We start from the raw sequence: 26,813 nt of genomic DNA on the forward strand, positions 1-26,813 counted from the left end.
GAACTCCTCAGGAATCGCGGGGCTGCGCGGGCGGTGCGCCGTCACGGGCCGCGAGCGCCGTCCGGCCCGGCGCCTGCCCGGGAAGCGGTGGCCCGGGATTCGCGATCGGGGCGGCGCCGTCGTGGTCGGGCGCCGGGCCCGGAGCACGCGTCCGCGGTCCCGCACCGGTGGAACGGCGGTCCGCGGCGAAGCCCGCGAGGTGCAGGAACGCCGCCGTCACCTGGGCCAGGGCCAGCACGACGAAGAGCGTTCGGGCTCCCTCCGCCCGGATCGTCGTGCCGCTGACCAGCAGTCCGCAGGTGCCCCCGGCCAGGGCGACGGCGGTGGCCACGGTGAGCGCCTCGGGCCGGACGGCGCCCGGCAGGCGCAGCGCACGCACCGCGGCGACCGGCGCGCTGGAGACGCCGTTGAAGAGTCCGGCGAGGACCAGGCAGCCGAACACGGCGGTGATCCCGAGCGGCAGCGGCAGGACCAGGAAGCAGAGAGCGAGGAGCACCCGGCCGCCGACCGCGAGCACCGGTGCGGACAGGCGCCGCAGCAGGGGGCCGACGAGCAGGGTTCCGGTGAGGGCGGCGGCGCCGAAGGCACCGGACAGCGCCCCGGCGACCGTGGGCCCGCGTTCGCCGAACTCCAGGGCGACGACCGGCAGGGCCGCGAACAGGCCCTGCCAGGCGAACTCGGAACAGACGAGGGCGAGCGACCAGGTGGCGGTGAGGGGATCGGCGAGCAGCGCGCGTACGCCCGCCGTGCCCAGCCGCGAGGGAGGGGGCGGCGACGGGACGGCCGGGGGGAGGAAGCGGCGGAGCACCAGCAGCGACAGGGCGAAGCTGGCGGCGTCGGCGAGGATCACGGGGACCGGGCCGAACAGGGCGACGAGGACGCCGGCGAGGGGCGGTCCGAGCATCATGCTGAGCCGCATGGCGCCCTGGAGCGCGGCGGTGGCCCGGCTCAGGAGTGTCCCGTCCTCGCCGACGACGTCCGAGAGCGTGGCCTGCTGAGCTGCGGAGTAGGGCGCCATCACGGCGCCGAAGACGAACATCGCCGCGGTGGTCAGGGGCACCGCGAGGGTTCCCGCCGAGGCCAGGAGCGGGACGAGCGCGATCAGTACCCCGCGGCAGGCATCGCCCAGGAGCATCACGCGGCGGGGTCCCGCGCGACCGGTCCAGGAGGCGCCCAGGGTGCCGATCAGGGTGGTCCCGGCCATCTGAGCGGCCATCACCACGCCCATGGCACCGGCCGATCCGGTCCGGGTGAGCATCAGCCACGGCACGGCGACGACGCTCAGCGAGCTGCCGAGCATCGACACGCACTCCGCGGCGAGCACGGCCCGCAGCGCCGGGTGGCGCCACAGGCCGGCGCCGCGGGCGGCGCTGGTGTCGGGGGCGGTGCCGGTGCCGCTCACGGGCGCGGTCCGACCACGTGTTCGGTGAACTCCGCCAGGCGCGGCAGGCTGAACAGCACGCTCAGGTCCACCTCGCGGCCGAACCGGCGGGAGACCTCGATGATCAGGCTCTCGGCGAGGAGCGAGTGGCCGCCCAGTTCGAAGAAGCTGTCCTCGGGCCGGACGTCGTCGATGCCGAGGACGTCCTGCCACAGTCCGATCATGGTGGCGAGGGCGTCGTCGTCGGTGTGCGCGGGGTCGGCCGGGCCGGTGCCGGACACGGCACCGGAGGCCGGGTTCGAGAGGATCCCGGCCACCGGGGTGTCGGGGTCGTCGGCGACGGTCCAGAGGATGTCCTGGTAGTCGGTGGCCAGGGCCTTGAGCAGGGGCTCTCCCAGGGCTCCGGCGGGGTCCTTCCACAGCACATGGGTGCCGGCGCTGTCCTCGCGGACCATGACGGCCAGGGTGAAACCGGCGGTGCTCTCGATGTCCTGGAGGCTGAGCACCGCGTGGCAGCCGGGCGCGTCCAGCCGCAGGTCCATGACGTCCAGGCCGTCGCGCAGGCCCGCGTGCCAGTACTGGAAGATGCTGCGGTGGGTCAGTTCGCGGGCCTGCGGGCCCACCAGTCCGGCGCTGCGCATGATCGTCGGCAGCGGCAGGTCGCCGTGGGCGAGGGCGCTCTTGACCCGTCCGCGGAGCCGGCGCATCACGTCCGTGTAGGTGTCGGTCGCGCTCACCTGGGCGCGCACCGGGAGCAGGTTGACGAAATAGCCGACCTGCTGCCGGGTCTCCTCCAGGGTGCGGCCGTGGAAGGGCAGGAACGACAGGACGTCCTGGGCACCGGTGTGACGGCGCAGCAGGGCGTAGTAGCCCGCCATCAGGGTGGTGACGTAGGAGACGCCGGAGGTCTCGGCGCGGTGGCGCAGTCCGGAGACCAGGTCGTCGGGCAGGACGTCGCTGAGCATGGTGGGGCGGGGCGGGTCGGCGGGGGTGGCCGGGAGGGTGAGGGGGGTGATCCCGGTGCCCAGCTCGGCGGCCCAGTAGGCCCGGTGGCGTTCGCCGTCGGTGTCCTCCGCGAGCCGGACCGAGCGCAGGGCGTGCGCCTGGAGGGCGCGGGGGTCGCCGGGCACGTCGACCGGTTCCCCTGCGTACGCCCGGCGCAGGGCCTCCAGCAGGAGCAGCACGGACGCGCCGTCGGCCACGATGTGGTGGAACGTCAGCAGCAGGACCTTCCAGTCGGGGCCGGTGAGGAGCTGGACCCGGGCCAGCGGGCCGGTGCGCAGGTCGAACGGGGTCTGCCAGGCCAGGCGTACGGCCTCGTCGCGGGCGAGGTGCGAGGTGATCTCGGTGACGGGGATCGGCGGGGCGTCGCCCCAGTCCAGCCGGTGGCCGCCGGGGCTGCCCGTCACACGCCCCCTGAGCTGGGGGAACGCCGTGCCCAGGCGGTCGACCGCGTGGCGCAGTCGGGCGGGATCGAGGTCGCCGTCGACGGCGAGCGGGACGGGGATGATGTTGGTCCACTGCCGCGGATCGATCTGCCAGGCCACCTTCATGGCCTCCTGCCCCACGGAAAGGGGCACGCTGTGCGGGGTGGTGTGTGGGGTGGTGTTCGGGGTGGTGTTCATCGAAGGTCGTCTCCCGGGTTCCACGCGTGGTGGTGTCGTGATGAGGGGCGCCGGACGCGTGGGGCGTCCTCGCCGGCGGAGGGGCGGCCGGGTCAGATCCGCAGCCGTACCTGGTGGCGGCGCAGCCAGGCGTCGAGTTGGAGGAGCATCTCCACGTCCGCGCGCCCGAACCACCCGCCCCGGTCGAGGAGTCGGGGGTCGTCGGCCACCCGGGCGGCGGCGTCGAGGTCCGTGACGGCGTGCACGGGTGCCGACGGGTCCTCGAGCAGGTCGCGCAGGCGGCGGGTGACGAAGGCCTTGTACCGGTCGTCGTAGAGGGCGGGGAAGGTGGACTTCCGGCGTTCCAGGACGGAGGGCGGCACGAGGTCGCGGGCCAGGTCGCGCAGAATGCTCTTGGTGCGTCCGCCGGTGAACTTCATCGCGACCGGGACGTTGTACATGAACGTGTAGAGCGCGTGGTCGGCGAACGGGAACCGCATCTGGACCCCGGCGGCGGCGCCGAGGCGTTCGGTGTGCAGCATCGTCTGTTCCAGCAGCCGGGTGACCGTCAGATGGTCGATCTGCCGTACGGTGCGGCGGCCCGGTGAGTCGTCCGGGAGGACGGGGACGCGATCGAGCGCGGTGCGGAACACACGTTCCAGGTATCCGTCGACGTCGAGGACGCGCAGCAGGTCGGGGTGGAACAGGCCGGTGCCGATGCCGTGGGCGACGCCGAACCGACGGGCCTGTTCCAGCCAGGGGAAGGTGGTCAGTTCGGGCACGCCGTCGAGGTCGCCGTAGAGGCCGCCGAACATGGTGTCGGCGGCCTCGCCGGAGAGCCCGACGGCGCAGTGCGTGGCGAGGGACCGGCTGAGCAGGTACGGGGTGACGTTCTTGTCGCCCCAGGGGGTGGGGTAGTCCTTCGCGGCGAGCACCTCTTCGCGGGTCGCGGAGTCGAGGACCTGGTCGATGTCGACGACGACGTCCTCGTGGTCGCAGTCCCAGAAGCGGACGACGTCCTCGATGAAGGGGCGGTCGGGGATGCGGGAGGTGGTGCGGGCGAAGGACACCGTGCCCGTGACCGGCCGGCGCCCGGTCCCGGTGGCGACCAGTCCGGCGAGCACGCTGGAGTCCAGCCCGCCGGAGAGGAGCACGGCCGTGTCGTCGTCCTCGATGTCCGCGGCGACCGAGGCCCGCAGCAGCCGGTCGGCCTCCTTGGCGGTGGCGTCCGCGTCGAGGACGTGTTCGTGGGCCTCCAGGGACCAGTAGGCGCGGGCGCGGATCGCGCCGTCCGGGGTGAAGCGGAGCACGGTGGCGGGCGGGACCTCGTTGACACCGCTCAGGGCGCCGCGGCCGTCCTCGCGCATCAGGGTGAGCAGGGCGCACAGGGCGTCGGCGTCGGCCTCGGGGGTGACCAGGGGGTGCGCGGTCACGACAGCGACATCGGAGGCGAAGACCACGCCGCCGGGCGTGCGGATCCAGCTCAGGGGACGGACGCCGAACCGGTCCCGGCCCAGCACGAGGTCACCGGACCGGGTGTCCCAGACGGCGAACGAGCAGAGTCCTTCGAGCCGTTCGGCCAGTCCCGTGCCCCAGCGCAGGTAGGCCCGCGCGATCACCTCCGAGGCGGAGGGCGGGTGCGGACCGGGGCGGCGGCCGGCGCCGAGCGCGTCCCACAGGGCCGCTGCGTTGCGCAGATGGCCGTCGCACACGGCGACGGCGACGGTCCGGCCGTCCTCGCGGACGGTGGCCGGGGCGGCGGGCCCGCGCCGGACGGGGTCGCCGCGCTGGACGAGCGCGGCACGCGGCTCGCTCCAGGTGCCGCCGTCGTGCGGGGCCCGGACCCGCAGGCCGGTGAGCATCCCGGTCACCTCAGCGTCCGCGCGTGTCAGATCACGCTGTCCGTCGGTCCATCCCGCGATGCCCGCCACCCGGTCCCACCTCGCCCACGGCCGTCTGCTGCGCGCCACGCGATGCCCCCGGACCCGCTGGCCCGGACCGGCTGGTCCGCGTCGCCTTGACGCCGTCACGCTAGGTGGGGGCGGTACCGGGCGACCCTCCGTCGGGATTCCACCGGAGGGCTCCGCCGAGCGGGCCCCGGAACGCGAAGGGCACGGTGCGGGAACGCTGCCGCTCGACGCCGCGCCCGGTCCCCCGCCCCCACGCTCGGCGGTCGCCGCGGCGCCGACCCGCGCTCCCTGGACGGTCGGAGTCACCCCGGCCCACGGCCTCTGGACGGTCCCCGTCACTCCGGCCCACGGCCTCTGGGCAATCACCGCCACCACTCCCCCCGCACCCCCTGGCCAGTCACTCCCCCGCACTTCCCTTCAACAGCCCGGCGCCCCTGCACCGTTCACCTCCCGGTGTCGCCGCCACCCCGCGCAGGCGGGCATGGCCGGAAACGGCCGGACACCGGGCCGGAACCCGCTCGGCCCGGAACCCGGAACACCGCTCTGGTGCACTGCTGGCGCAGCGGGGGTCCTGGCCCCGCCGGGCTCCGGCAGCGGCCCGAGGTGTCCTGTCCTGGAGGAGACGCAGGTGAAATCACGCGTTCTTGAGCTGGTGGAGGAGCGGGCACGGTCCCGTCCCGAGTCCCCCGCGGTGGAGTCGGCGGACGGCGTCCTGACCCGCGGTGCGCTGTGGGAGCGGGCGGGACGGCTGGCCGCCCGTATGACGTCGCGGGGACTGCGGCCCGGCGAGGTCGTGGTCGTCGGTACGGGCCGCACCGCGGAGCTGCTCGTCGCCGTCCTGGCGACGCTGCGGGCGGGCGGCGCCTTCTGTGTCGTGGACCCCGGCTACCCCCCGTCCCGGATCCGGCGGATCCACCGCGACAGCGGGGCCCGGTTCGTGGTGGCCCCGGGTCTTGAACTGCGTCCCGGACGCCCCGGCCCGCCCCTGGAGGGGCTGGCGTACGTGGTGTTCACCTCCGGCTCCACGGGACGGCCGAAGGCGGTGGGGATGCCCCACCGGGCCGTCGACGCGCTGATCGACTGGACCCTGGCGAGCACCTCGCGCAGGCCGCTGCGCACCCTTCAGTTCGCCCCGCTGGGCTTCGACGTATTCGTGCAGGAGGTGTTCACTGCGCTGTGCAGCGGCGGGGCACTGCGGCTGCCCGCCGAGGAGGAACGCCGGGACCTGGTGCGGCTGGCGGAACTGCTGGAGGCGTGGCGGATCGAGCGGCTGTTCGTACCACCGGTCGTGCTGGACCGGCTCGCCGCGCTCGCGCCGTACACCGGTACGGTCCCGCGCTCGCTGCGGCAGGTGGCGGTGGCGGGCGAGGCACTCCGGATCACGCCGGGGCTCAGGCGCTTCTTCGAGGAGCTGCCCGGATGCCGGCTGCACCACCACTACGGTCCGTCGGAGACCCATGTGGCCGTCGCACACACCTTGACGGGCCCGCCCGCGTCCTGGCCGGACCTGCCGCCGATCGGCACCCCGCTGCCGGGATTCGGGGCGCGGATCGTCGACGGGGAGCTGTGGCTGACGGGGCCGGGTGTGGGCTACGGCTACCTCAACGACCCTGCGGAGACGGCACGCCGCTTCGTCCCGGCCGACGGCTCCGCGCGGACCACGGACGACTCGGCGGGCACCGAAGACAGCCCGTCGGGGACCACGGACAACTCGGCGCGGACCACGGACGACTCGGCGCGGACCGCGGACGACTCGGCGCGGACCACGGACAACTCGGCGCGGACCACGGACAACTCGGCGCGGACCGCGGACGACTCGGCGCGGACCGCGGACGGAGGCCGGACCGCCACCGCCTACCGCACCGGCGACCTCGTCGCACGGGATCCGGACGGACTGCTGCGCTTCCTCGGGCGGGTCGACCACCAGGTCAAGATCCGCGGCCATCTGGTCGACCCGGCGGAGGTGGAGGCGGTCCTCGGCGGCCTGCCCGGAGTGCGCGAGTGCGCGGTGACGGCCGAACAGGTCGCCGGGGAGACGCAGTTGGCGGCTCATGTCGCCGGGGACACGGCGGGACTGCGGGCCCGGCTCGCCGCGGCGCTTCCCGCCCATCTGGTGCCCGCGCGGATCCAGGCCGTGGACCGGCTCCCGCTGACCGCGCACGGGAAGGTCGACCGCGCGCGGCTGCCCGCCCCGGCCGGCCCCGACGCGGCGGGCGACCCGCCGACCGGGACCGTGGAGCGGGACGTCGCGTCGGTGTGGTCGGCGGTCCTGGGCCACACGGACATCCGACGGGACCAGCCGTTCCAGTCGCTGGGCGGCACCTCCCTGTCGGCCGCGCTGGTCCTGGCCAGGCTGCGCACCCGCTACCCGGCCCGGATCGACCTGCACAGCTTCCTGTCCGCGCCCACCGTGCGCGAGCTGGCCCGACGACTGACCGAGACGCCCGACCCGGTGGGGGACGCATGAGCCCGCGGACGCTGGACCTGTATCTGGACCTCATGAAGGAGGTGCTGTCCAACACCATCTACGAGGATCCGCCGATCCCCGCGGGCTGGGCGCCCTCCACCGTCTACGAACCGCTCAACCGCAGACTGGGCGTCGACTGGCCCAGCCAGGCCCACACGATGATCGGCCGACGGCGGCTGGACAACCTCCAGTTCTGCGTGGAGCGGGTGCTGGCGGACGGCGTGCCGGGCGACCTGATCGAGACGGGCGTCTGGCGAGGCGGCGCGTGCATCCTCATGCGGGCGGTGCTGCGCGCCCACGGCGTGACGGACCGCCGGGTGTGGGTCGCCGACTCCTTCCAGGGCATGCCGCTGCCCGACGCGGACACCCACCCGGCCGACCGCGCGCTGGCCGCGCACACCCACAACGACGTCATCGCCGTGGACCTGGACACCGTGCGGGGGAACTTCGAACGGTACGGCCTGCTCGACGACCAGATCGTCTTCCTGCCGGGCTGGTTCCACGAGACGCTCCCCGCCGCGCCGATCGGGAAGCTGGCGGTGCTCCGGCTCGACAGCGACCTGTACACCTCCACGGTCGAGACCCTCGACCTCCTCCACCCGAAGGTGTCCCCGGGCGGATTCGTGATCGTCGACGACTACCACATCCCGGCCTGCCGTGCCGCCGTGCACGACTGGCGCGAGCGCCACGGGGTGACCGAGGAGATCGAGGACATCGACGGACTGGGTGCCTTCTGGCGCCTGACGCCCCCGGAAGGAACCACCCCGTGAACGCAACGCTCCCCGCCGTGCGCGCCCTCGTCGCCGAGGTGTTCGGGCTGCCGGTGGACTCCGTCGACCCGGACCGGCCGCTGATCGCTCTGGGGGCGGACTCGCTGGTGCTGCTCGCCCTGACCCGGAAGGTCCACGACCGGTTCGGGGTGCGGCTGCCGGTCCGCGCGCTCTTCGAGGACGAGCTGTCCGTCCGCTCGGTGACCGCCCGGCTCGCCCCGGACACGGACGTCTCCGGCAGCTCGCCGGCGGCCGGGTCCGTCGACTTCAGCCTGTACTTCTTCGGCGACTACCCGCACGGGGACGGACCCGCGCGGTATGAGGCGCTGCTGGCCGCCGCCGAGTTCGGCGACCGCAACGGCTTCCACTCCCTGTGGGTGCCCGAGCGTCACTTCCACTCCTTCGGCGGGCTGTTCCCCAACCCGGCGGTGCTGGCCGCCGCGCTCGCGGTGCGCACCCGTTCCATCCGGCTGCACGCGGGCTCGGTGGTGCTGCCCCTGCACCATCCCGTCCGGGTGGCCGAGGAGTGGGCGATGGTCGACAACCTCTCCGGCGGCCGGGCCGGGCTGTGCGTGGCGTCCGGCTGGCACTCCGGCGACTTCGTCCTGGCGCCCGAGCACTTCGAGGATCGGCGCGAGCTGATGTACGAACGCCTGGACACCGTGCGCCGGCTGTGGTCGGGCACCCCGCACACCGGTGTCTCCGGCGACGGCGACACCGTGGAGGTGACCCTCTTCCCGGCGCCCGTGCAGTCACGGCCGCCGCTGTCCGTGGCCGTCCTGTCCAGCCCCGCGAGCTGGGAACGGGCGGCGCGCGAGGACGTGGGCGTGGTGACCAACCTGATGCAGCAGGACGTCGACGACCTGGCGCGCAACATCGCGCTGTACCGGAGCACGCGCGCCCAGTGCGGGCTGGACCCGCGGGGAGGCCGGGTCACCGTCCTCGTCCACACCTATCTGCGCGGCGACGCCGAGCGGGCACGGCAGGAGGCATACGGGCCGTTCCGCGCCTATCTGATGTCCTCGCTCTCCCTGTTCGACAACGCGGTGCGCAGCCTCGGGGTCGAGGTGGACCTCGCCCGGACCCCGGCCGACGACGTCGAGTTCCTGCTGGAACGCGCCTACGACCGCTACTGCGCGACCCGCGCCCTCATCGGCTCCCCGCACGGTGTGCGGCCGGTGCTGGACGCGCTGGTGCGGGCGGGCGTGGACGAGGTGGGCGCGTTCGTGGACTTCGGCCTTCCGGCCGCGGACATGCTGGCGGGTCTCCCCCACCTGGCCGTACTCAAGGACGAACCGTCGCCTGCCGTCGCACCTGACGAACCGTCCCCTGCCGTCGCTGCGGACGAACCGTCCCCTGCCGTCGCCGCGGACGAACCGTCCCCTGCCGTGGCCGCGCCCGCCTCCCCGCAGCAGCGGCGGATGTGGCTGATGGACCGGATGGACCCGGGACGCGCCGTCCACAACGAGCCCAAGGCCGTGGAGCTGGAGGGTCCGCTGGACCGGGACGCGCTGCTCGACGCGCTCCGCGCGGTGGTGGACCGCCAGGAGGCGCTGCGCACCGCTTTCCGGGAGGAGGACGGTGTCCTCCGGCAGATCGTCGGGCCGTCGTTCACCCCGGACTGTCCCGTCACCGATCTCACCGGGCGCACGCGCGAGGAGGCGGTGGCCGCGCTGCACGCGGCGCACGGTTCGGCACCCTTCGATCTGACGACCGGTCCGCTGTGGCGGGTGGCGCTGGGCGTGCTCGGTCCTGACCGCCATCTGCTGTATCTGGTGGCGCACCACAGCGTCTTCGACGCGCAGTCGACCATGGTCTTCCTCCGCGATCTCGCGGCGTGCCATCGGGGCGAGGCCGCTCTGCTGCCTCCGCTCTCCCCGGCACCGGTCCCGGACACGCCCCTGGCCGGCGACGGTCTGGAGTTCTGGAAGAGACTGCTGGACGGTGCCCCGGTGCTGCGGCTGCCCCTCGACCGGCCGCGCGGTGTCTCGCGCCCCGCGCTCGGCGCGACCCTCACGCACGAGTTCGACGGCGCGCTCGCCCGGCGCGTCCGCGCCTTCGGCCGCTCGGTCGGCGCCACGGCGTTCACCACGCTGCTGAGCGCGGTCGCCTCCGTGCTCGGCCGCTTCGGCGACACCGACGACGTCGTGCTGGGCACCGCGGTCTCCCACCGCCCGTCGGGCGCCGAGGACCGGATCGGGATGTACGTGGAGACCCTGGCCCTGCGTCTGGACCTGTCGGGCGACCCGTCCTTCGCCGGTCTCGTACGGCGGGTGCGCGGCGCGGTCATGGACGCGCTGGAGCACCGGGACGTGCCCCTCGACGCCGTGGTGGAGGCGGTCAACCCGGAGCGGGTCCCGGGTACCAACCCGCTGTTCGACGTGCTGGTGGAGTACGAGCAGGCGGCCGACGCGGACCTGGGCGGCGGGGGTCTGTCCGCCCGGATTCTGCAAGTGCCGCGCGCGCAGGCGCCGTTCGCCCTGACCTTCTACTTCACGGCGCGCCCGGACGGCCTGGGGTGCACGGTGGAGTACGACGAGCGCCTCTTCGACGCGGAGACCGTCGCCCGGCTGCTGCGCTACACCGAGGATCTGCTCGGACGGGGACTCACCGACTCGGCGGGCGCCCTGTCCGCGCTGACCGGACTGACCGAGGCGGACGCGCGGTTCGTGGCGTCCCACGACGGGTCCGGGGACGCGGAGCCCGAGCGGGCCGAGGACGGTTCCTCGGCCCTGGCCGTCGGGGCCGACGAACCGGCTTGTCTGCACGAACTGTTCGAGCGGGCGGCGTCCGCCACGCCCGACGCGATCGCGCTGTCGGGCCCGCACGGCACGACCCGGTACGGCGAGCTGGACGCCGCCGCCAACCGCCTCGCCCACCGCCTGATCGGCGAAGGGGTGTCCCCCGGCAGCACAGTGGCCATCCTCCTGCCCCGGGGAGCCGGACTGATCACCGCCGTGCTGGCGGTCCTCAAGTGCGGGGCGGCGTACGTCCCCATCGATCCGGCGCTGCCCGAGGCGCGGCGCACCGCCATGGCGCGCGACAGCGGGGCCGTGCTCGTCCTGACCGACCCGCAGGCGGATCCCGGCTTCCCGGCGACCTCGCCGGGCCTGCGCACCGACCCCGGCTCGACGGCCTACCTGATCTTCACCTCGGGGACCACGGGCGGTGCCCGGGCGGTCGCGGTGCCGCACCGGGGTCCGGTCGCGCTGGTGCGCTGGCAGTCGCGGGCGCACCCCGCGCTGCGCACGCTCCAGTGGACCTCCCCCGGCTTCGACGTGAGCGTGCAGGAGATCTTCGGGACGCTCGCCGTCGGGGCCGAACTGGTCCTCCTGGACGACGCCGACCGCCTCGATCCGGCGACCGTGGGCGAGATCGTGCGGCGTCACGAGGTGGCACGCCTCTGCCTGCCCGGCACACCGCTGGCGGCGCTCCTGCGAGGCGCCGGGCCGATGCCCTCGCTGCGGGAGATCTTCTGCGCGGGTGAACCCCTGCGCATGCTGCCCCCGCTCAGCGGGTTCCTGGCAGCCCAGCCGCAGACACGTCTGTTCAACCAGTACGGTCCGACCGAGACCTCGATCATCGTCACCGAACACCTGGTGACCCCGGACGACGGGCCGAGTCCGCCGATCGGACGCCCCGTCACCGGCGTGCTGCTGCGCGTCGAGGACCGCGACGGCCGTCCGGTCCCACCCGGGGTGCCCGGAGAGCTGCTGGTCGGCGGGGAGCAGGTGACCGACGGCTACCCGGGCGACCAGGCCCTCACCGCGCGCCGCTTCGTGGACGACGGGACCCGGCGCTGGTTCCGTACCGGGGATGTCGTCCGCTGGAACCGCGACGGCACCCTCGACCATCTCGGCCGTACCGATGACCAGGTCAAGATCCGCGGGTTCCGGGTCGAGCCGGGCGAGGCGGAGGCGGCGCTCAACGCGCTGCCCCAGGTGGCCGGGGCGGCGGTGCTCGCGGAGCACGAGCCGGAACCGCGGCTCGTCGCGCACGTGGTGCTGCGGGAGCCGCTGGAGGACTGGGTGTCCGTCCTGCGGGCGGGGCTGGCGGAATCGCTGCCCGGTCATCTCGTCCCGGCGGCCTGGTTCGCCGTGGACCGGCTCCCGGTGGGCGCCAACGGGAAGCTGGACCGGGACCTGCTGCGGAGTTCGGGCGTCGCCGAGACGCTGCCGGCCGGCGGTCCGCCCGCCACGTCCGAGGAGGAACGGGTGCACCGGCTGTGGTGCCTGGAACTGGGGGCGGAGAGCCTTCCCGCGGAGGTGTCCTTCTTCCAGGTGGGCGGCAACTCCCTGAACGCCGTGCGGATGCTGGAGCGGATCCGCACCGAGACGGGCGACCGGGTGCCGATGGCCGAGTTCCTGAGAGCGCCGACGATCCGCGCCCTCGCCCGGCGTTTCGAGGGGGTGCGATGACCGGCACCAGGACGCGCGGCGATGCATTGACCGCCGCCGACAAGCGGGGCGATGCGTTGACCGCCGCCGAGAAGCGGGGCGTCGGGTCGACCGCCGCGGAGGCGCGCGGCGGCGCGGCACACGGCACCGAGGAGCGGAGCGCCGCGGAGAGGGGCACCGAGGAGCGCATCGCCGCCGCCCTCTCCGGTCTGCTCGGTGGCGGCCCGGTCGAGCGGAACGTCCCCTTCCGCGCGCTGGGCCTGACCTCTCTCCTCGGCACCCGGCTGCGGGTGCGCCTGGAGAGGGAGTTCGACCGGCCCGTGCCCGCCGCCGCGCTGACCGAGCACTACACGGTGACCGCCCTGGCCCGGCATCTCGACGGCACCGACCGGACCGAGCCGCGGCCCCCGGCCCGGATCGGCGCGCCGGCGGTCGTGGATCGGCCGGCGGTCGTGGATCGGCCGGCGGTCGTGGATCGGCCGGCGGTCGTGGATCGGCGGGTGGCCGTCATCGGCATGGCCGCCCGGTTCCCCGGCGCGCCGGACATCGACGCGTTCTGGCGGAACCTGCGGGCCGGGGTCTGCTCGGTCGGTGAGCCGCTGTCCGACGTGGATTCCTTCGACGCCGCGTTCTTCGGAGTGAGTCCGCGCGAGGCGGAACGGACGGATCCGGCGCACCGGTTGCTCCTGGAGACCTGCTATCACGCGTTGGAGGACGGCGGCTGTCCGGACCCGGACGACGGGACCCGGATCGGTGTCTTCGCGGGGTCCGGCATGAACCTCTACGGTCCGCAGCCTCCGTACTTCCTGCGGGCCGACGCCACCGGCGACCCCCTTGACGCGGTCGCGGAACTCATCGGTGGCCAGGGGGACTTCCTGGCCACCCGGGTCGCCTACCACCTCGGTCTCACCGGCCCGGCCGTGACCGTGCAGAGCGCCTGCTCCACCTCGCTGGTCGCGGTGCACCTGGCGGTCCAGGCCCTGTTGACGGGCGACGCGGACCTGGCGCTCGCGGGTGCCGCGGCGGTCCGTCGCACGCCCGTGCCCGACGGGCCGCCGGACCCGGAGTACATCCTGTCCCCCAGCGGGGTCGTGCGCGCCTTCGACGCCGCCGCCGACGGCACCCTGGGCGGGGACGGCGTCGCCGCGGTCCTCCTCAAGCCGCTGGAGCGGGCGCTGGCCGACGGCGACACCGTGCACGCGGTGATCCTGGGGTCGGCGGTCACCAACGACGGACGGGCCAAAGCGGGTTTCACGGCCCCGTCCGTCCGCGGGCACGCGGCTGCGGTCCGGCACGCCCTGGAGCGCGCCGGCGCCGAGCCGCACACGATCGGCTATCTGGAGGCCCATGGCACCGGTACCGCCGTCGGCGACCCGATCGAGTTCCGGGCCCTCACCGAGGCGCTGACCGCCGGGCCGGGTCCCACCGGACGTACCGGCCTCGGCTCGGTCAAGCCGTCGGTCGGGCACCTCGACACGTGCGCGGGCATGGCCGGTCTGATCAAGACCGTACTGATGCTGCGCCACGGCGAACTGGTGCCCACGGTGAACACGACCGTCCCCGATCCCCGGCTGGCGTGGTCCGACAGCCCGTTCTTCCCCGTCACCGAACGGGCACCGTGGCCGGCCGGGCCGGGACCGCGCCGGGCGGGCGTCAGCTCCCTGGGGTTCGGCGGCACCAACGCGCACGTCGTCCTGGAGCAACCGCCCGCCCCCGCCGTCGCGGGCGCCCCGGGGCGGGAGGTGCTCGTGCCGCTCGCCGCACCGGACCAGGCGTCGCTGCGGCGCCGGGCCGAGCAGCTCCGCGACTGGCTGCGCGGGCACGACGACGTCCCGGCGGGCGACGTGGCCAGGCGGCTGCACGCCGGGCCGCCCCGCTCGGCCGCGCGTCTGGCGGTGTCGGGGCGGACGTCCCGCGAGGTGGCCGACGCCCTGGACGCCGCGCTCGCCGCACCGCAGCGGGACGAGCCGCAGCACGGCGAGGGTCCGGTCGCGTTCGGTCCGGCGGCGTTCGCGTTCCGCGGCCAGGGCGCCGGTGCGGTGGACTTCGAAGCCCTCCGGGACGAGGCGGTCTTCCGGTCCGTCGTGGAACCGTTCGGCGAGGTCCTGGACCGGCCCCAGGCGGCCCAGGTCGTGTTCCAGGTCGCGCTCGCCCGGCTGTGGGAGTCCGCCGGGGTACGGCCCGGTTCCGTCGTCGGGCACAGCCTCGGCGAGCTGGCGGCACTGTGCACGGCGGGTGCCCTGCCGCTCGCCGAGGCGGTCCGGTTCGCGCTGGTGCGCGAGGAGTTGACCCGGTCCACCGGAACCGGGCGGATGCTGGCGATCAGTGCTCCCGTGGACGTGGCGCTCGACGCGGCGGCGGCGACGGGGGCGGACCTCGCGGCCCACAACGCGCCCACCTCGCACACCCTGTCGGGCCCGGAGGCCCTGATGGACCGGGCGGAGTCCTGGCTCGACCGGCACAGGGTGCCCCACCGGCGGCTGCCGATGACGACCGCGTACCACTCCCACCTCATGGAACCGGTCCTGGACCGGCTGGCCGAGCACGCCCGGGACCTCGACTGGCATCCGTTGCGCATGCCGTGGGCCTCCGCGGCCGACGGAGAGTGCCTGCCCGCGGGGACGGTCCCCGAGGCGGACTGTCTGGTGCGTCAGGTCCGGTACCCGGTGCTCTTCGACCCCGCGCTGCGGACCCTGCGCGCCGCCGGCACCCGGGACTTCGTGGAGATCGCGCCGACGCCCGTGCTGCGGGACTTCGGCCGCCGGGTGCTGCCCGACAGCGCCTGGTACCTCTGGGGACCCTCCGGGCTCGCCGCGCTGTACCGGCGCGGCGCCCCGCTCGACTGGGCCGCGCTGAACGGCCCCGGCCCACGGGCCCCGCTGCCCGGCCACCCCTTCGCCCGCCGGAGGTTCCCGTGGTGAGCCCGGCGGGCTCCGGGCATGACGGGCCCCTGCTGGTGCTCGACTACCCGGGGGAGCGTCCGGAGGCCCGCGTGTCCGAGCTGGGCCTGCCCGGAGCGCGCGACCTGCTCGCCGTGCCGCCGCCGCCCCTCCCGCCCGGCCGGTACCTGGCCGCGCTGTCCGCCGGGAGGCCACCGGGATCGGCCGGAGCGGTGCTGGCCTACTGCGCTTCGGCTCCGCTGGCCGCCGTACTCGCCGCCGGAGCCGGGCGCGGAGGCCGTGCGGCGCCGTTGGTGCTCTTCGACGCCGAACCCGTGACCGCCGCGACCGTCCTGGCCGCCTACGGCGCCACCCTGGCCCAGCTCGGCGTCCGGCCGGACCCCCGGGAGGTGCGGCACCTGGCCGCGCAGGTCCCGGATCCCGGGGCCTTCCTCAGCGCGGCGCGGGCCCGGCTGTCGGACCACGTCGGCGCGGCCCTGCGCGCCGACGGGGCCGCCACCGGTGAGGTCGACGACCTCACCTCGGCGGTCACGGACTCCGCACTGCGGTGGCTGGCCCATCTGCTGGCCGCCCACCACGCACCGCCGCCCGACCGCACGGGCCCGACCCTGCGCATCCTGTCGGCGCACACGCCCGGCGACGGCCTGCGGGTCATGTGCGACCGCACGGACCTGCTGCGGGATCCGCGCACGGCCGAAGCCGTCGTCTCCTTCCTGACCGCGCACGGCGCCCTCACCGGCCACGAGCGGGCCCCGGCGTAGTCCCGCACCCTCACGGGCACCGCACACGACCTTCTGGCTCGACTTCCCCAGCGGAGACCACCATGGAACTTCCGGCGTCCAGCGCCCAGCAACGGATGTACTACCTGGAGGCCGCGGCCGGTCCCTCGGCCGTCCACCACCTGCCGGTGGCCCGCCTGATCAGCGGTGACCTGCGGCCGGACGAACTGGCCGCCGCCGCGCAGCGCCTGGTGGGCCGTCACGAGGCGCTGCGGACCCGGTTCGCCCTCCGGGACGGACGGCTCACCCAGGTCGTGGACGAGGGCGCGGCCGTCGACTGGCGGTACGACGAACCGCCGGGGACCGCGCGGGAGTCCCTCCCGGACGACGCGGTGCGCCGGTGGACGGAGACCGAGCGCGACCGCCCCTTCGACCTGGCGGCCGGTCCCCTGTTCCGGGTCCGGCTGCTGCGCACGGGCCCCCGGCGGTGGCGGCTCCTGCTGTGCATGCACCACATCATCAGCGACGGCTGGTCGGTGGGTCTGCTGCTGGAGGAACTGTTCGCCGCGCAGGCGCCGCCCGCGGTGCCGTACCGGGTGTTCACCGCCGACCAGGACATGTTCCTGACGGGAGCGGAGGCCGATCGGGAACGGGCGTACTGGCGGGACAGACTGGGCGACGGGCCGCCGCCGCTCGCCTTTCCGTCGCCCCTGACGCGGGGCGCGCCGAGCGGCAGCCACGTGTTCGCTCCGCCCGCCGAGGTGATCGAGCGGCTGCGCGTGCTCGCCGCCGCGTCGGACACCACCCTGTTCGGGGTGCTGCTGACCGCCTACGCGATCTTGCTCGGCCGGTACACCGGGGTCGACGACGTGGTGATCGGCACGGTCGTGGCCGGACGGACCGACGCGCGCTTCGACCGGACGGTGGGGCTGCTGGCCAACACCGTCGCCCTGCGGGCCGACGTCGGCACGGACCGCGATTTCCGCGCCGTGAGCGTCGCGGTGCGCGACGAGCTGTTCGCAGCGCTGGAGCACCAGCGGCTGCCGTTCGACGAGGTCGTGGCGGCCGTCCGCCCGGAGCGGGGCGTGGACGGTGCCCCGCTGGTGCGGGCCGCGTTCACCCTGCGCTACCACGAGCCGCCCCGGACCCCGCGGCCCGGACTGCGCGTCGAGGAGGTCGACGTACCCGTCACGGAGGCCAAGTTCCCGCTGCTCCTGGACGTCCTGGACGAGGGACGAGGGGTGCGCTGCACCCTGGAGTACCGGGGCGACACCCTGGACGAGGCGACGGCACGGCAGTTCGCCGAGCACTACGCGCGGCTGCTGCGGGAGGTCGCGGAGCACCCCGACGTCCCCCTGTCCCGGGTGGAGGTCGTTCCGGCGCCCGCCGCGCCCGCCCGGGACGAGCCCGTGGTGACGCGGTGCGCCCACGAGGTGTTCGCCGAGCAGGCCGCCCGGCGTCCGGAGGCGGTCGCCGTCGTCGCGGGCGACCGCGCGCTGACGTACGGCGAGTTGGAGAGGCGGGCGAACCGGCTGGCACATCGGCTGCGGGCGCACGGGGTGGGTCCGGGGACGCCGGTGGGTCTGCACGTGTCGCGGTCCGTCGAACTGGTCGTGGGACTGCTGGGGGTGCTCAAGGCGGGCGGTGCGTACCTGCCGCTGGACCCGGCCCACCCGCCGGCCCGCCTGCGGCGCCTGGCGGCCGACGCGGGCCTCCGCGTCCTCGTCGCCGACAGCGCTCTGCCCGGATTCGCCGGACAGAGCGTCGACGTGACCGACCCCTCGCTCGCCCGGCACCCGGACACCGCGCCGGACACCGGGGTGACCCCGGACGATCTCGCCTACGTCATCCACACGTCCGGGTCGACGGGCACCCCCAAGGGCACCCTGGTGCCGCACCGCAACATCGTGCGGCTGTTCTCCGCGACCGACCGGTGGTTCGGCTTCGGCGAGGACGACGTGTGGTCGCTGTTCCACAGCCACGCCTTCGACTACTCGGTGTGGGAGCTGTGGGGTGCGCTGCTGCACGGCGGGCGGCTGGTCGTCGTGGACCCGGACACCACCCGGTCGCCCGAACGCCTCCACGCGCTGCTCCGCCGCGAGCGGGTCACCGTGTTCAGCCAGACGCCGTCCGCGTTCGCGCAGTTCATCCGGTACGACGCGGACGCGCCGCACGGACTGGCGCTGCGCCGGGTGGTCCTGGGCGGGGAGGCCCTCGACCCGGCCGTGCTGCGCGGCTGGTTCGCCCGGCACGGTGACGACAGCCCCCAGGTGATGAACATGTACGGCATCACGGAGACCACCGTGCACGCCACGTGCCGCCGGATGACCGCAGCCGACCTGACCCGTCCCGGCAGCCCCATCGGGGTCACCCTGCCGGACCTGCGCGCCCATGTCCTGGACCACCGGGGCCGCCCGGTGCCGCGCGGCGTCGTGGGCGAACTGTGGCTGGAGGGCGCCGGACTGGCCGACGGCTACCTCGGTCTGCCGGGACCGACCGCGGAGCGGTTCGTGGCGGGGCCGGGGGGCCGCAGGTACCGCACCGGCGACCTGGTGCGGACGCTGCCCGACGGGGAGCTGGAGTACCACGGGCGGATCGACGACCAGGTCAAGATCCGCGGGTTCCGGGTCGAGCCGGGCGAGGTGCGGGCGGCGCTCGCGGCACTGGACGGGGTACGGGAGGCGTACGTCGCGCACTGCGACGGCCGGCTCGTCGGGTACGTCGTGCCCGGCTCCTCCGCCGACGCCCGCGCCCGGGTCCGCTCCGACGTCCTGCGGCGCCGGCTGCGCGAGCGGCTCCCCGACCATCTCGTCCCGGCCCATCTGGTGGTGCTCGACCGGTTGCCGCTGAACGCCAACGGGAAGGTCGACCGGTCCGCGCTGCCCAGTCCCGTGGAGCAGGCCGTGGGCCCCCACGTGGAACCCGCGACCGAGGCCGAGGCGACGCTCGCCGCGATCTGGCGCGACGTGCTGGAGCGGCCCGTGGTCGGCGTGGACGACAACTACTTCGCGCTGGGCGGGGATTCCCTGCGCACCGTCCGGATCGTCTCCCGCGCCCGGGACACGGGGCTGCACATCGACGTGGCCGACCTGCTGCGGCATCAGACGGTCCGCGAGCTGGCGGCCGTCGCCGTCTGCGCGCCACCGACCGGACCGGACCCGCAGGAGCCGTTCGCCCTGCTCCCCGCCGAGGACCGGGCCCGGATCGGCGCCGGGATCGGCGCCGGGATCGGCGCCGGGATCACGGACGCCTATCCGATGACCCGGCTCCAGGCCGGGATGTTCTTCCACAGCGAGCGCTCGGGGCTCTACCACAACGTCAAGGCGTACACCCTGCGCGGCGGGTTCGACACGGACGCCTGGCGGGAGGCCGTCGCGGGCCTGACGGAGAGCCACGAACTGCTGCGCACCTCGTTCGAGCCGACCGGGTTCGCCGAGCCCGTCCAACTCGTCCACGCACGCGTGCCGGTGCCGTTGACCGTGGAGGACCTGCGCGGCCTGCCGGACCGGCAGTGGCGCTCGGCGACGCGGTTCGAGGCCGAACGCACCACCCCGTTCGACCCGTCGAGGCCGCCCCTGATCCGCTTCCACCTCCAGCGGCTCACCGACGACCTGACCCGGCTGTTCGTCACCGAGCACCACGCCGTCATGGACGGCTGGAGCGAACGCTCCCTCCTCGTGGAACTCCTCGCCCGGTACGCCCGGACCGGCGTACGCCCGCCGCCCGCCGCCCGGTTCCGCTCCTACGTCGCCCTGGAGCGGGCCGCGCTCGACGACCCGGCGCCGCGGGACTTCTGGCGCCGGGAGCTGGCGGGCATGACGCTGACGGAACTGCCCGGCCGGCGTTCCGCCCGCGGCGGGACCACGATGCGCTACCTGGAGCGGCCCGTGCCCGCGGACCTCTCCCAGGGGGTCACCCGCCTCGCGCGCGGCCTCGGCGTGCCGGTGCGCACCGTGCTCCTCGCGGCCCATCTGCGGGTCATGGCCCTGCTGTCGGGCACGGACGACGTGGTCAGCGGCACGGTCTGCCCGGGCCGGGTTCCGGAGCCCGACGGCGACCGGGCCATCGGACTGTTCGTCAACACCCTCCCGCTGCGCCTGGCGATGACCGGCGGGAGCTGGGCGGATCTCGTCCGGGCCACCGCCGAGGCCGATCTGCGGATCCAGCGGCACGTCCACTACCCGATGGCGGAGATCATGCGGGTGACCGGGCGGCCGGCCCTGTTCACCACGTTCTTCAACTTCACCCACTTCCACGTCGAGCGTGAACTGCCGCCCGGGGCGCCCGAGATCGTGGCGGAGGAGGGGTCCGCCGACGCGGACATACCGTTCGGCGCGGAGTTCTCGCTGGACAGCGCCGACGACGCACTGCGCCTGGGGCTCCGGTGGGACGCGGACCGCTTCACCGAGGACCGGATCGCCCTCGCCCACGGCTACTACACGGCGGCCCTGCGCGCCATGACCGCGCGGCCGGACTCCCCGTACGCCGACGCCGTCCTGCTGTCGCAGCCGGAACGCTCCCCCGGCCGGCGCCAGGACGAGGCGGGCGCGCGGCGGAGCGGGCCCGCCCTGCTGCACGCGCTCTTCACGGACCAGGCCCGGCGCACCCCCGGCCTGGCCGCGTTGCGGCAGGACGGACACGTCCTGACCTACCGGGAGCTCGCAGCCCGTTCGGACCGGCTGGCCGCCGCGCTGGTGCGCCGGGGCTGTGGCCCGGGGCGGTTCGTGGGGCTGGTGCTCCAGCGGTCCGCGCTCCAGGCGGTCGCCTTCCTCGCCGTGCTCAAGGCGGGCGCCGCCCATGTCCCGCTGGATCCGCGCGACCCGCCCCTGCGACGGGCCGCGCTCGCCGAACGGGCGGGTCTGCACCTGACGTTGACGGAGGCGGACGTTCGCGCTCTGGAGGCGGAGGCGGACGTTCGGACCCCGGAGGCGGAGGCCGAGGTGCACCGGGAGGCCGGGCCCGGCGGTACGCCGGTGACGCTGCCGGCGGTGTCCGCGGACGATCCCGCCTACCTCATCCACACCTCCGGCTCGACCGGCGAGCCCAAGGGGGTCGTCGTGCCCCACCGAGCCGTGTGCAACCTGCTGCTGTGGCTGCGGAAGACCTTTGCGCTGGCGCCCGGGGAACGGGTGCTGCACCAGACGTCGTGCACGTTCGACGTCGCGGTGATGGAGCTGTTCTGGCCGCTGACCTCGGGCGGCACGGTGGTCGTGGCCGGACCGGAGGCGCCCCGCACCCCCGGCGCCCTGTCCCGGCTCGTGCGCGCGGAACGGATCGCCGCCGCGTTCTTCGTGCCGTCAGCGCTCGACGCGTTCCTCGACGACCCCGACGCGGCCGACGCGGCCGTCGGCGCGGGCCTCACCCGCGTGCTGTGCACCGGGGAAGTCCTCCCGCGCCCGCTCCAGGACCGTTTCCTGGCCGCCCTGCCGGACACCGCGCTGTTCAACCTCTACGGTCCGACCGAGGCCGCGGTGGAGGTCACCTGGTGGCGCTGCGTCCCCGGAGGCGAGGACGGCGTGCCCATCGGCCACCCGGTCGACGGCGTCGATCTGCACGTCCTGGACCGGCACGGCCGGGAAGTGCCCTTCGGGGTACCGGGCGAACTCCACATCGCGGGCGCCCAGCTCGCGATCGGCTATCACCACGACGCCGAGGCGACCGCACGCTCCTTCCCGCGGATCGAACTGCCCGACGGCACCACGCGCCGGGTCTACCGGACCGGGGACCTGGTACGCCGACTGCCCGGCGGCGAACTGGAGTTCGTGGGCCGCGCCGACCGGCAGGTCAAGATCCGAGGCTTCCGGGTGGAACCGGGCGAGACGGAGGCGGCCCTGACCCGGCATCCCGCGGTGCGCCACTGCGCGGTCACGGCCGACGGTGACCGCCTGGTCGCGTACGTGACCTGGTCGTCCGGCGACGGGCCACGGGCGGCGGACGCCGTGGCCGGAGGGGCACCCGGGACCGAAGGAGCGCCGGTCGAGCCCGGCGAGCTGATCCGCTTCGCCCGGACGCTGCTGCCCGAGCACCAGGTTCCCTCGGTGGTCGTCCCGCTGGACCGCATGCCCCTGACCCGGCACGGCAAGCTGGACCATGCCGCGCTGCCCCGGCCCGACGCGGACCGCGCCACGTGGACGGCGCCCAGGACTCCCACGGAGGCACGGGTGGCCGCCGTCTGGGAGCGGGCCCTGCGCCGTGGCCCGATCGGGGCACACGACGACTTCCTCATGGCGGGCGGGCACTCGCTGGCGGCCCTGCGGCTGATCGGCCTGCTCCAGGAGGAGTTCGGTGAGCGCCTGCCGGTCGGCGCGGTCCTGAACCACTCGACCCCGGCTCTCCAGGCCGCGCTGCTGGACGGCCGGACCGGTGAACGCGATCCCCTGTTCCTGGTGCATCCGGTCGGTGGGACCATCCTGTGCTACCGCGAACTGGCCACCTCGGGAGTCCCGGTCCACGCGCTCGGCATGTCCCGCGCGCTGGGGTCCGTGGAGGAGGTGGCGCAGGTCCACCTGGCGGAGATCCTGCGGGTCCGTCCCAACGGCCCGTACCGGCTGGGCGGCTGGTCCTTCGGGGGTGTGGTCGCCTTCGAACTGGCGGCCCGACTGCGCGCCAGGGGCGAGAAGGTGTCGCTGCTGGCGGTCCTCGACAGCGCCTACCCGGGCGCGCGCCCGCCCTCGGAGGACGAGCTGCGCGAACGCCATCTGCGCGAGGCGCCCGACGCCGACTTCGCGGTCTTCCGGGCACACCTGCGGGCGCTGAGCCGGTACCGGCCGCCCCGGTACGACGGCGCGCTGCTCTTCCACCGCAGCCGGGACGTCTCCGACGCGGACGTACGGCGCTGGCGGGACCGGGTGGCGGGCGACTTCGACCTGCGGGAGGTCGACACCGACCACCAGGGCCTGGTCCGGCATCCGCGTGTCCTCGCGGACCTGGGTGAGGAGACGAGCCGCTCATGAACCCGCCCCTGCGCCGTTCCGCCTTCGGACACCTGTGGGCCGCGCAGACCGCCTCTCAGTTCGGCGCGAACGTCACCGTCGTGGCGCTCCCCCTCGTCGGGGCGGTGACCCTGCGCGCCGACGCGCTGGAGCTGGGGCTGCTGAGCGCGGCCGGGACCCTGCCGCACCTTCTGGTCAGTCCGTTCGCGGGGGTCTGGGTGGACCGCCACTCCCGGCGGCGCCTGCTCATCGGCGCCGATCTCGTCCGTGCCGCGCTGCTGCTCGCGGTGCCCGTCGCGGCGGTGTGCCAGATGCTCTCGCTGCCCCTGCTGGCGGTGCTGGCCCTGCTGATCGGCGCTCAGGGGGCGGTGTCCGACGTCGGGTACAGCGCCTGCCTGCCCACCCTGGTCGCCGCCGAGGACCTGGCCCGCGCCAACGCCCGGTTCGAGCTGACGGCGTCGGGGGCGACCATCGTGGGAAGTTCGGTCGGTGGCGTGGCGGTCCAGATGCTCACCGGCCCGTGGGCGCTGCTGTGCAACGCGGCGGCATACGTGGTGTCCGCGCTGTTCACCCGCCGACTCCCCGAAACGGAGCGTGCGCGACGGCCGGAGGCGCCACGGCAGGAGAACGGTGCGGCACGGGAACCGGACGGGGCTCGGACGGCCCTGCGGGAGGAGATGCGGATCGGCGCGGCCTTCGTCCTGCGCAGCCGCCCGCTGCGAGCCGTGACCCTCGCGACCACCGTCTTCAACCTGTTCCTGTTCGTGAGCGAACCGCCGCTGCTCGTGTTCCTCACCCACGGCCTGACTCTCCCGGCGTCCTGGATCGGCACGGTGTACGCGGCCTCCGGTGCCGGTGCCTGCGCGGGCGCGCTGGTGGCGGGCGGCGTGGCGCGACGGCTGGGGACGACGAGGACACTGTTCGCGACGCTGGCCCTCGCCGGGGCCGCCGGCCTCGCGGTACCGGCCGCGGTCCTCGCGCCCGCCCCGGCGGTGCCCGCTCTGGTGGCGGGCTCCCACTTCGTGACGAGCGCCCTCGTCATCGTCTTCAACGTCACGCAGCGCACCCTGCGCACCACGTTGACCCCGGAGGAGCTGTACGGCCGGGTCAATGCCTCGATCCGCACGGTCGTCCTGGGCGTGGCACCGCTGGGCGGACTGGCCGGCGGCTGGCTCGGCCACCGCGCCGGGGCCCCGACGGCACTGCTCGTCGGGGCCGTCGGGATGGCGGGGGCCTGTCTCCTTCTGCTGCCGCTGCGCACCGCGCTGCCAAGGCACACCGCAGTCCAGACGGCCGGGGCCGCCAGACCGTGAACCAGGCGTCGCGCCACGGGCCGGGTCCGGCGGAGTCCGCGGCGATCACCTCCGTTCCCGGGGCCGTGGCACATCCCTCACCCTCACCGAGGGCTCAGGCGGCGGACCGCCGGGCGGCGGGGCCGCGGCGTCGGGCGCCGTCGGGCCTGGGCCGGTTGCCGGGCGGGGTCGCGCGGCCCTCGGTCGGCCGGGGCCCGGTCCGGGGCGGGAGCTGCGTCTGCGCGGGGGTCGGCCCGGGGCGGGACGTGGCGGACTCCTGGACCGCGAAGCTGCGGACCAGTTCGGGCAGGGCGTAGCCGCCGGGCTGCGGAAGGGACTGCAACAGGCAGGCGTCGACGAGTCCTTCGAGGGCGTCCTCCGCCTCGGCGGCGCTGACGCCCGCCAGCCGGGCGGCGGTCCGTTCGTCGATGCTGCCGGACGGTGCCGCGCGCAGGGCGAGCAGCATGCGTTGCTGGGCGGGGCTCAGTCCGCGGTAGCACTGGCCGATCCCGGTGGCCACACTGCGGTCGGCGAGGGTGAGTTCGCGCAGCCTCAGGTCGTGACGGCGCAGCCGCCGGACGGCCTGGGCGAGGCTCCAGGCGCGGCGGCTGTTGAGCCGGGCGCCCATGATCCGCAGCGCGAGCGGGAGCCGCCCGCACACGGCCGCCAGGTCGCGGGCCTCGCCGGCGTCGCCGATCCGGTGCGTGCCGATGATGCTGCCGAGGAGGCCGACGGCTTCCTCCTCGGACAGCGGGCCCAGATGGATCGGGACGGCACCGTCGAGATTGCCGATGACGGTACGGCTGGTCACCACGACGAGACAGCCTCCGGTGCCGGGCAGCAGCGGGCGCACGGTCGCGGTGTCCACCACTCCGTCGAGGATCATCAGCACCCGCCGTCCGGCCACGGCCCGCCGCCAGGCGATCAACCGTGCGTCGAGGTCGTCGGGAACGTCCCCAGCGGGCGTGCCCAGGGTGAGCAGCAGATGCCGCAGTGCCTCCGCCAGGGTCGGGGGACCGCTGTGCGGGGTGAGCCCCTGGAGGTCCAGGTGGAGCCGTCCGTCGGGAAAGGCGGCGGACAGGCGGTGGGCGGCGTGCACGGCGAGGGCGGTCTTGCCGACACCGGGCATGCCGGTGAGGGTCACGATGGTGGGGGCCCGGTCGGTGACGGCGGCGCCGAGGGCGAGGAGGGCGTCCAGTTCCCGGCGGCGTCCGGTGAAGTCCTTGAGGTCGTAGGGCAGGCTGCCGTGATCCCGTCCCCGGTCGGCGGCTGTCGCCACGGTCGCCTCTGCGGCTGGTGAGACGTTTCCCGTGGTGCCGTCCACGGTCCACGCGGAGGCGGGGACGGGGGCGGCGGCGGGATCGCAGTCGGGCTCGTCCCCGGACTGGGGCGCGGTTCCGGGTACAGGGCCAGGGCCGGCTTCGGGCTCGGGTCCAGGTCCAGGTCCAGGTCCAGGTCCAGGTCCAGCTACAGGTTCGGGTTCGGGTTCGGGAAGCATGAGGCCCGGATCGTCCCTGAGGATGCGCTCCTGGAGGCGGCTGAGCCCGGTGCCGGGCTCGATGCCCAGCTCCACCAGTTCCGCCCGGCCCTGGGCCATCACCTGCAGAGCATCCGCGCGTCGGCCGATCCGGTAGAGGGCCAGCATGAGCCGCTCCCGCAGCCCCTCGTGCAGAGGGTGGGCGTTGACCAGGGAATACAGGTCGGGCACCAGCGCCCGCGCCTCCCCGTTCAGCAGCCGCAGGTCGACCAGTCGCTCGGTGGCGATGAGGCGTCGTTCGTCGAGGTCCCGGCCGCCCGAGCCGACGACGGCGCCGCTCAGTCCGCTCAGCGCACGGCCGCGCCACAGTTTCAGGGCGCGGGAGAGATGCTCGACGGCCTCCTCGGCGCGGCCCTCGGTGACGGCGGTACCGGCGCGGCCCAGCAGGGTCTCGAAGGTACGGGCGTCGAGCTGGCCCTCGCTCAGCACGAGCCGGTAGCCCGGCGCTTCGGTGAGGATGCGCACCGAGCCGGGCAGCCTGCGGCGCAGGTTCCAGATCATCTTGCGCACCTGGTTGCCCGCCGTGTCCGGCGCTTCCTCGTCCCAGACCGCGCGGATCAGCCGGTTCACGGGAACGACCCTGTCCGCGTAGATCAGCAGCGTCGCGAGGACGTGACGCTGTCTCACGCCGCCCGGGTTGACCCGTCGATCCCCGTCCCACACCTCCAAGGGGCCGAGCACCTTGAACACCGGTCCGTGCGCGGCCTCGTGGTCTGGCTTCGGGAGTTCGTGCTGGGGCATGGGCGTCTCCGGCTTCTGGTACGTCCCCGGCGTGCGTTGCCGTGGTGTGTACGGCTGTGCTGGCCCTCCACGATCACCGGGCCGGACGGCGCGGGCCATGCCGCACCCGCCTCACCGACCTGCACGGCAGCAAGGTAACGGGGGCACGAAAAGCCTCGCTCCG

General features: G+C 74.8%; 11 protein-coding genes. 7 read left to right on the forward strand and 4 right to left on the reverse strand.

From position 1 onward, the window contains the following. Positions 1-7: 7 nt before the first annotated feature. The 3 genes from ACFY6U_RS42820 to ACFY6U_RS42830 form a co-directional block, all read right to left on the reverse strand. The gene (locus ACFY6U_RS42820) at positions 8-1,402 is read right to left on the reverse strand and encodes an MFS transporter (RefSeq protein ID WP_390047237.1); all 1,395 of its coding nucleotides are present in this window, start codon (positions 1,400-1,402) and stop codon (positions 8-10) included. Beyond that, positions 1,399-3,006: a condensation domain-containing protein gene (locus ACFY6U_RS42825; RefSeq protein WP_390047238.1), complete on the reverse strand. Its 1,608-nt coding sequence runs from the start codon at positions 3,004-3,006 to the stop codon at positions 1,399-1,401. The genes ACFY6U_RS42820 and ACFY6U_RS42825 overlap by 4 nt, the downstream gene beginning before the upstream one ends. 92 nt (positions 3,007-3,098) lie before the next feature. Continuing rightward, the gene (locus ACFY6U_RS42830) at positions 3,099-4,955 is read right to left on the reverse strand and encodes an asparagine synthetase B family protein (RefSeq protein ID WP_390047239.1); all 1,857 of its coding nucleotides are present in this window, start codon (positions 4,953-4,955) and stop codon (positions 3,099-3,101) included. 568 nt (positions 4,956-5,523) lie between these two features. On the opposite strand from ACFY6U_RS42830, the gene ACFY6U_RS42835 reads away from it, so the two are divergent. The 7 genes from ACFY6U_RS42835 to ACFY6U_RS42865 all read left to right on the forward strand — a co-directional run bounded on the left by ACFY6U_RS42835 (position 5,524) and on the right by ACFY6U_RS42865 (position 24,393). After that, the gene (locus ACFY6U_RS42835) at positions 5,524-7,362 is read left to right on the forward strand and encodes an AMP-binding protein (protein WP_390047241.1); all 1,839 of its coding nucleotides are present in this window, start codon (positions 5,524-5,526) and stop codon (positions 7,360-7,362) included. Next, positions 7,359-8,132, forward strand: coding sequence for a TylF/MycF family methyltransferase (locus ACFY6U_RS42840; protein WP_390047243.1), 774 nt, complete (start codon positions 7,359-7,361; stop codon positions 8,130-8,132). Before ACFY6U_RS42835 ends, ACFY6U_RS42840 begins: the two co-directional genes overlap by 4 nt. Then, positions 8,129-12,550: a MupA/Atu3671 family FMN-dependent luciferase-like monooxygenase gene (locus tag ACFY6U_RS42845; RefSeq protein ID WP_390047245.1), complete on the forward strand. Its 4,422-nt coding sequence runs from the start codon at positions 8,129-8,131 to the stop codon at positions 12,548-12,550. The genes ACFY6U_RS42840 and ACFY6U_RS42845 overlap by 4 nt, the downstream gene beginning before the upstream one ends. Then, positions 12,547-15,450, forward strand: a complete 2,904-nt coding sequence (locus ACFY6U_RS42850) for a beta-ketoacyl synthase N-terminal-like domain-containing protein (protein WP_390047246.1) — start codon at positions 12,547-12,549, stop codon at positions 15,448-15,450. The genes ACFY6U_RS42845 and ACFY6U_RS42850 overlap by 4 nt, the downstream gene beginning before the upstream one ends. Beyond that, positions 15,444-16,190 carry a hypothetical protein gene (locus tag ACFY6U_RS42855; RefSeq protein WP_390047248.1) on the forward strand — a complete coding sequence of 249 codons (747 nt, stop codon included), beginning with the start codon at positions 15,444-15,446 and terminating at the stop codon, positions 16,188-16,190. Before ACFY6U_RS42850 ends, ACFY6U_RS42855 begins: the two co-directional genes overlap by 7 nt. Before the next feature lie 62 nt (positions 16,191-16,252). Then, positions 16,253-23,101 carry an amino acid adenylation domain-containing protein gene (locus tag ACFY6U_RS42860; RefSeq protein ID WP_390047249.1) on the forward strand — a complete coding sequence of 2,283 codons (6,849 nt, stop codon included), beginning with the start codon at positions 16,253-16,255 and terminating at the stop codon, positions 23,099-23,101. Beyond that, positions 23,098-24,393: an MFS transporter gene (locus ACFY6U_RS42865; RefSeq protein WP_390047251.1), complete on the forward strand. Its 1,296-nt coding sequence runs from the start codon at positions 23,098-23,100 to the stop codon at positions 24,391-24,393. The genes ACFY6U_RS42860 and ACFY6U_RS42865 overlap by 4 nt, the downstream gene beginning before the upstream one ends. A 94-nt stretch (positions 24,394-24,487) precedes the next feature. On the opposite strand, the gene ACFY6U_RS42870 is transcribed toward ACFY6U_RS42865, so the two are convergent. Next, positions 24,488-26,650 (reverse strand): BTAD domain-containing putative transcriptional regulator, encoded by a 2,163-nt coding sequence (locus tag ACFY6U_RS42870; protein ID WP_390047253.1) that lies wholly within the window; start codon positions 26,648-26,650, stop codon positions 24,488-24,490. Between the last annotated feature and the right edge of the window lie 163 nt (positions 26,651-26,813).

Origin of the sequence: Streptomyces sp. NPDC013157 (assembly GCF_042899865.1) — a bacterium.
Taxonomy (GTDB): Bacteria; Actinomycetota; Actinomycetes; order Streptomycetales; family Streptomycetaceae; genus Streptomyces.

Bases quoted from the DNA above. Each gene is read 5' to 3' on its own strand.
- ACFY6U_RS42825 (WP_390047238.1), bottom strand. From the start codon at position 3,006: ATGAACACCACCCCGAACACCACCCCACACACCACCCCGCACAGCGTG.
- ACFY6U_RS42840 (WP_390047243.1), top strand. From the start codon at position 7,359: ATGAGCCCGCGGACGCTGGACCTGTATCTGGACCTCATGAAGGAGGTG.
- ACFY6U_RS42850 (WP_390047246.1), top strand. From the start codon at position 12,547: ATGACCGGCACCAGGACGCGCGGCGATGCATTGACCGCCGCCGACAAG.
- ACFY6U_RS42860 (WP_390047249.1), top strand. From the start codon at position 16,253: ATGGAACTTCCGGCGTCCAGCGCCCAGCAACGGATGTACTACCTGGAG.
- ACFY6U_RS42865 (WP_390047251.1), top strand. From the start codon at position 23,098: ATGAACCCGCCCCTGCGCCGTTCCGCCTTCGGACACCTGTGGGCCGCG.
- ACFY6U_RS42870 (WP_390047253.1), bottom strand. From the start codon at position 26,650: ATGCCCCAGCACGAACTCCCGAAGCCAGACCACGAGGCCGCGCACGGA.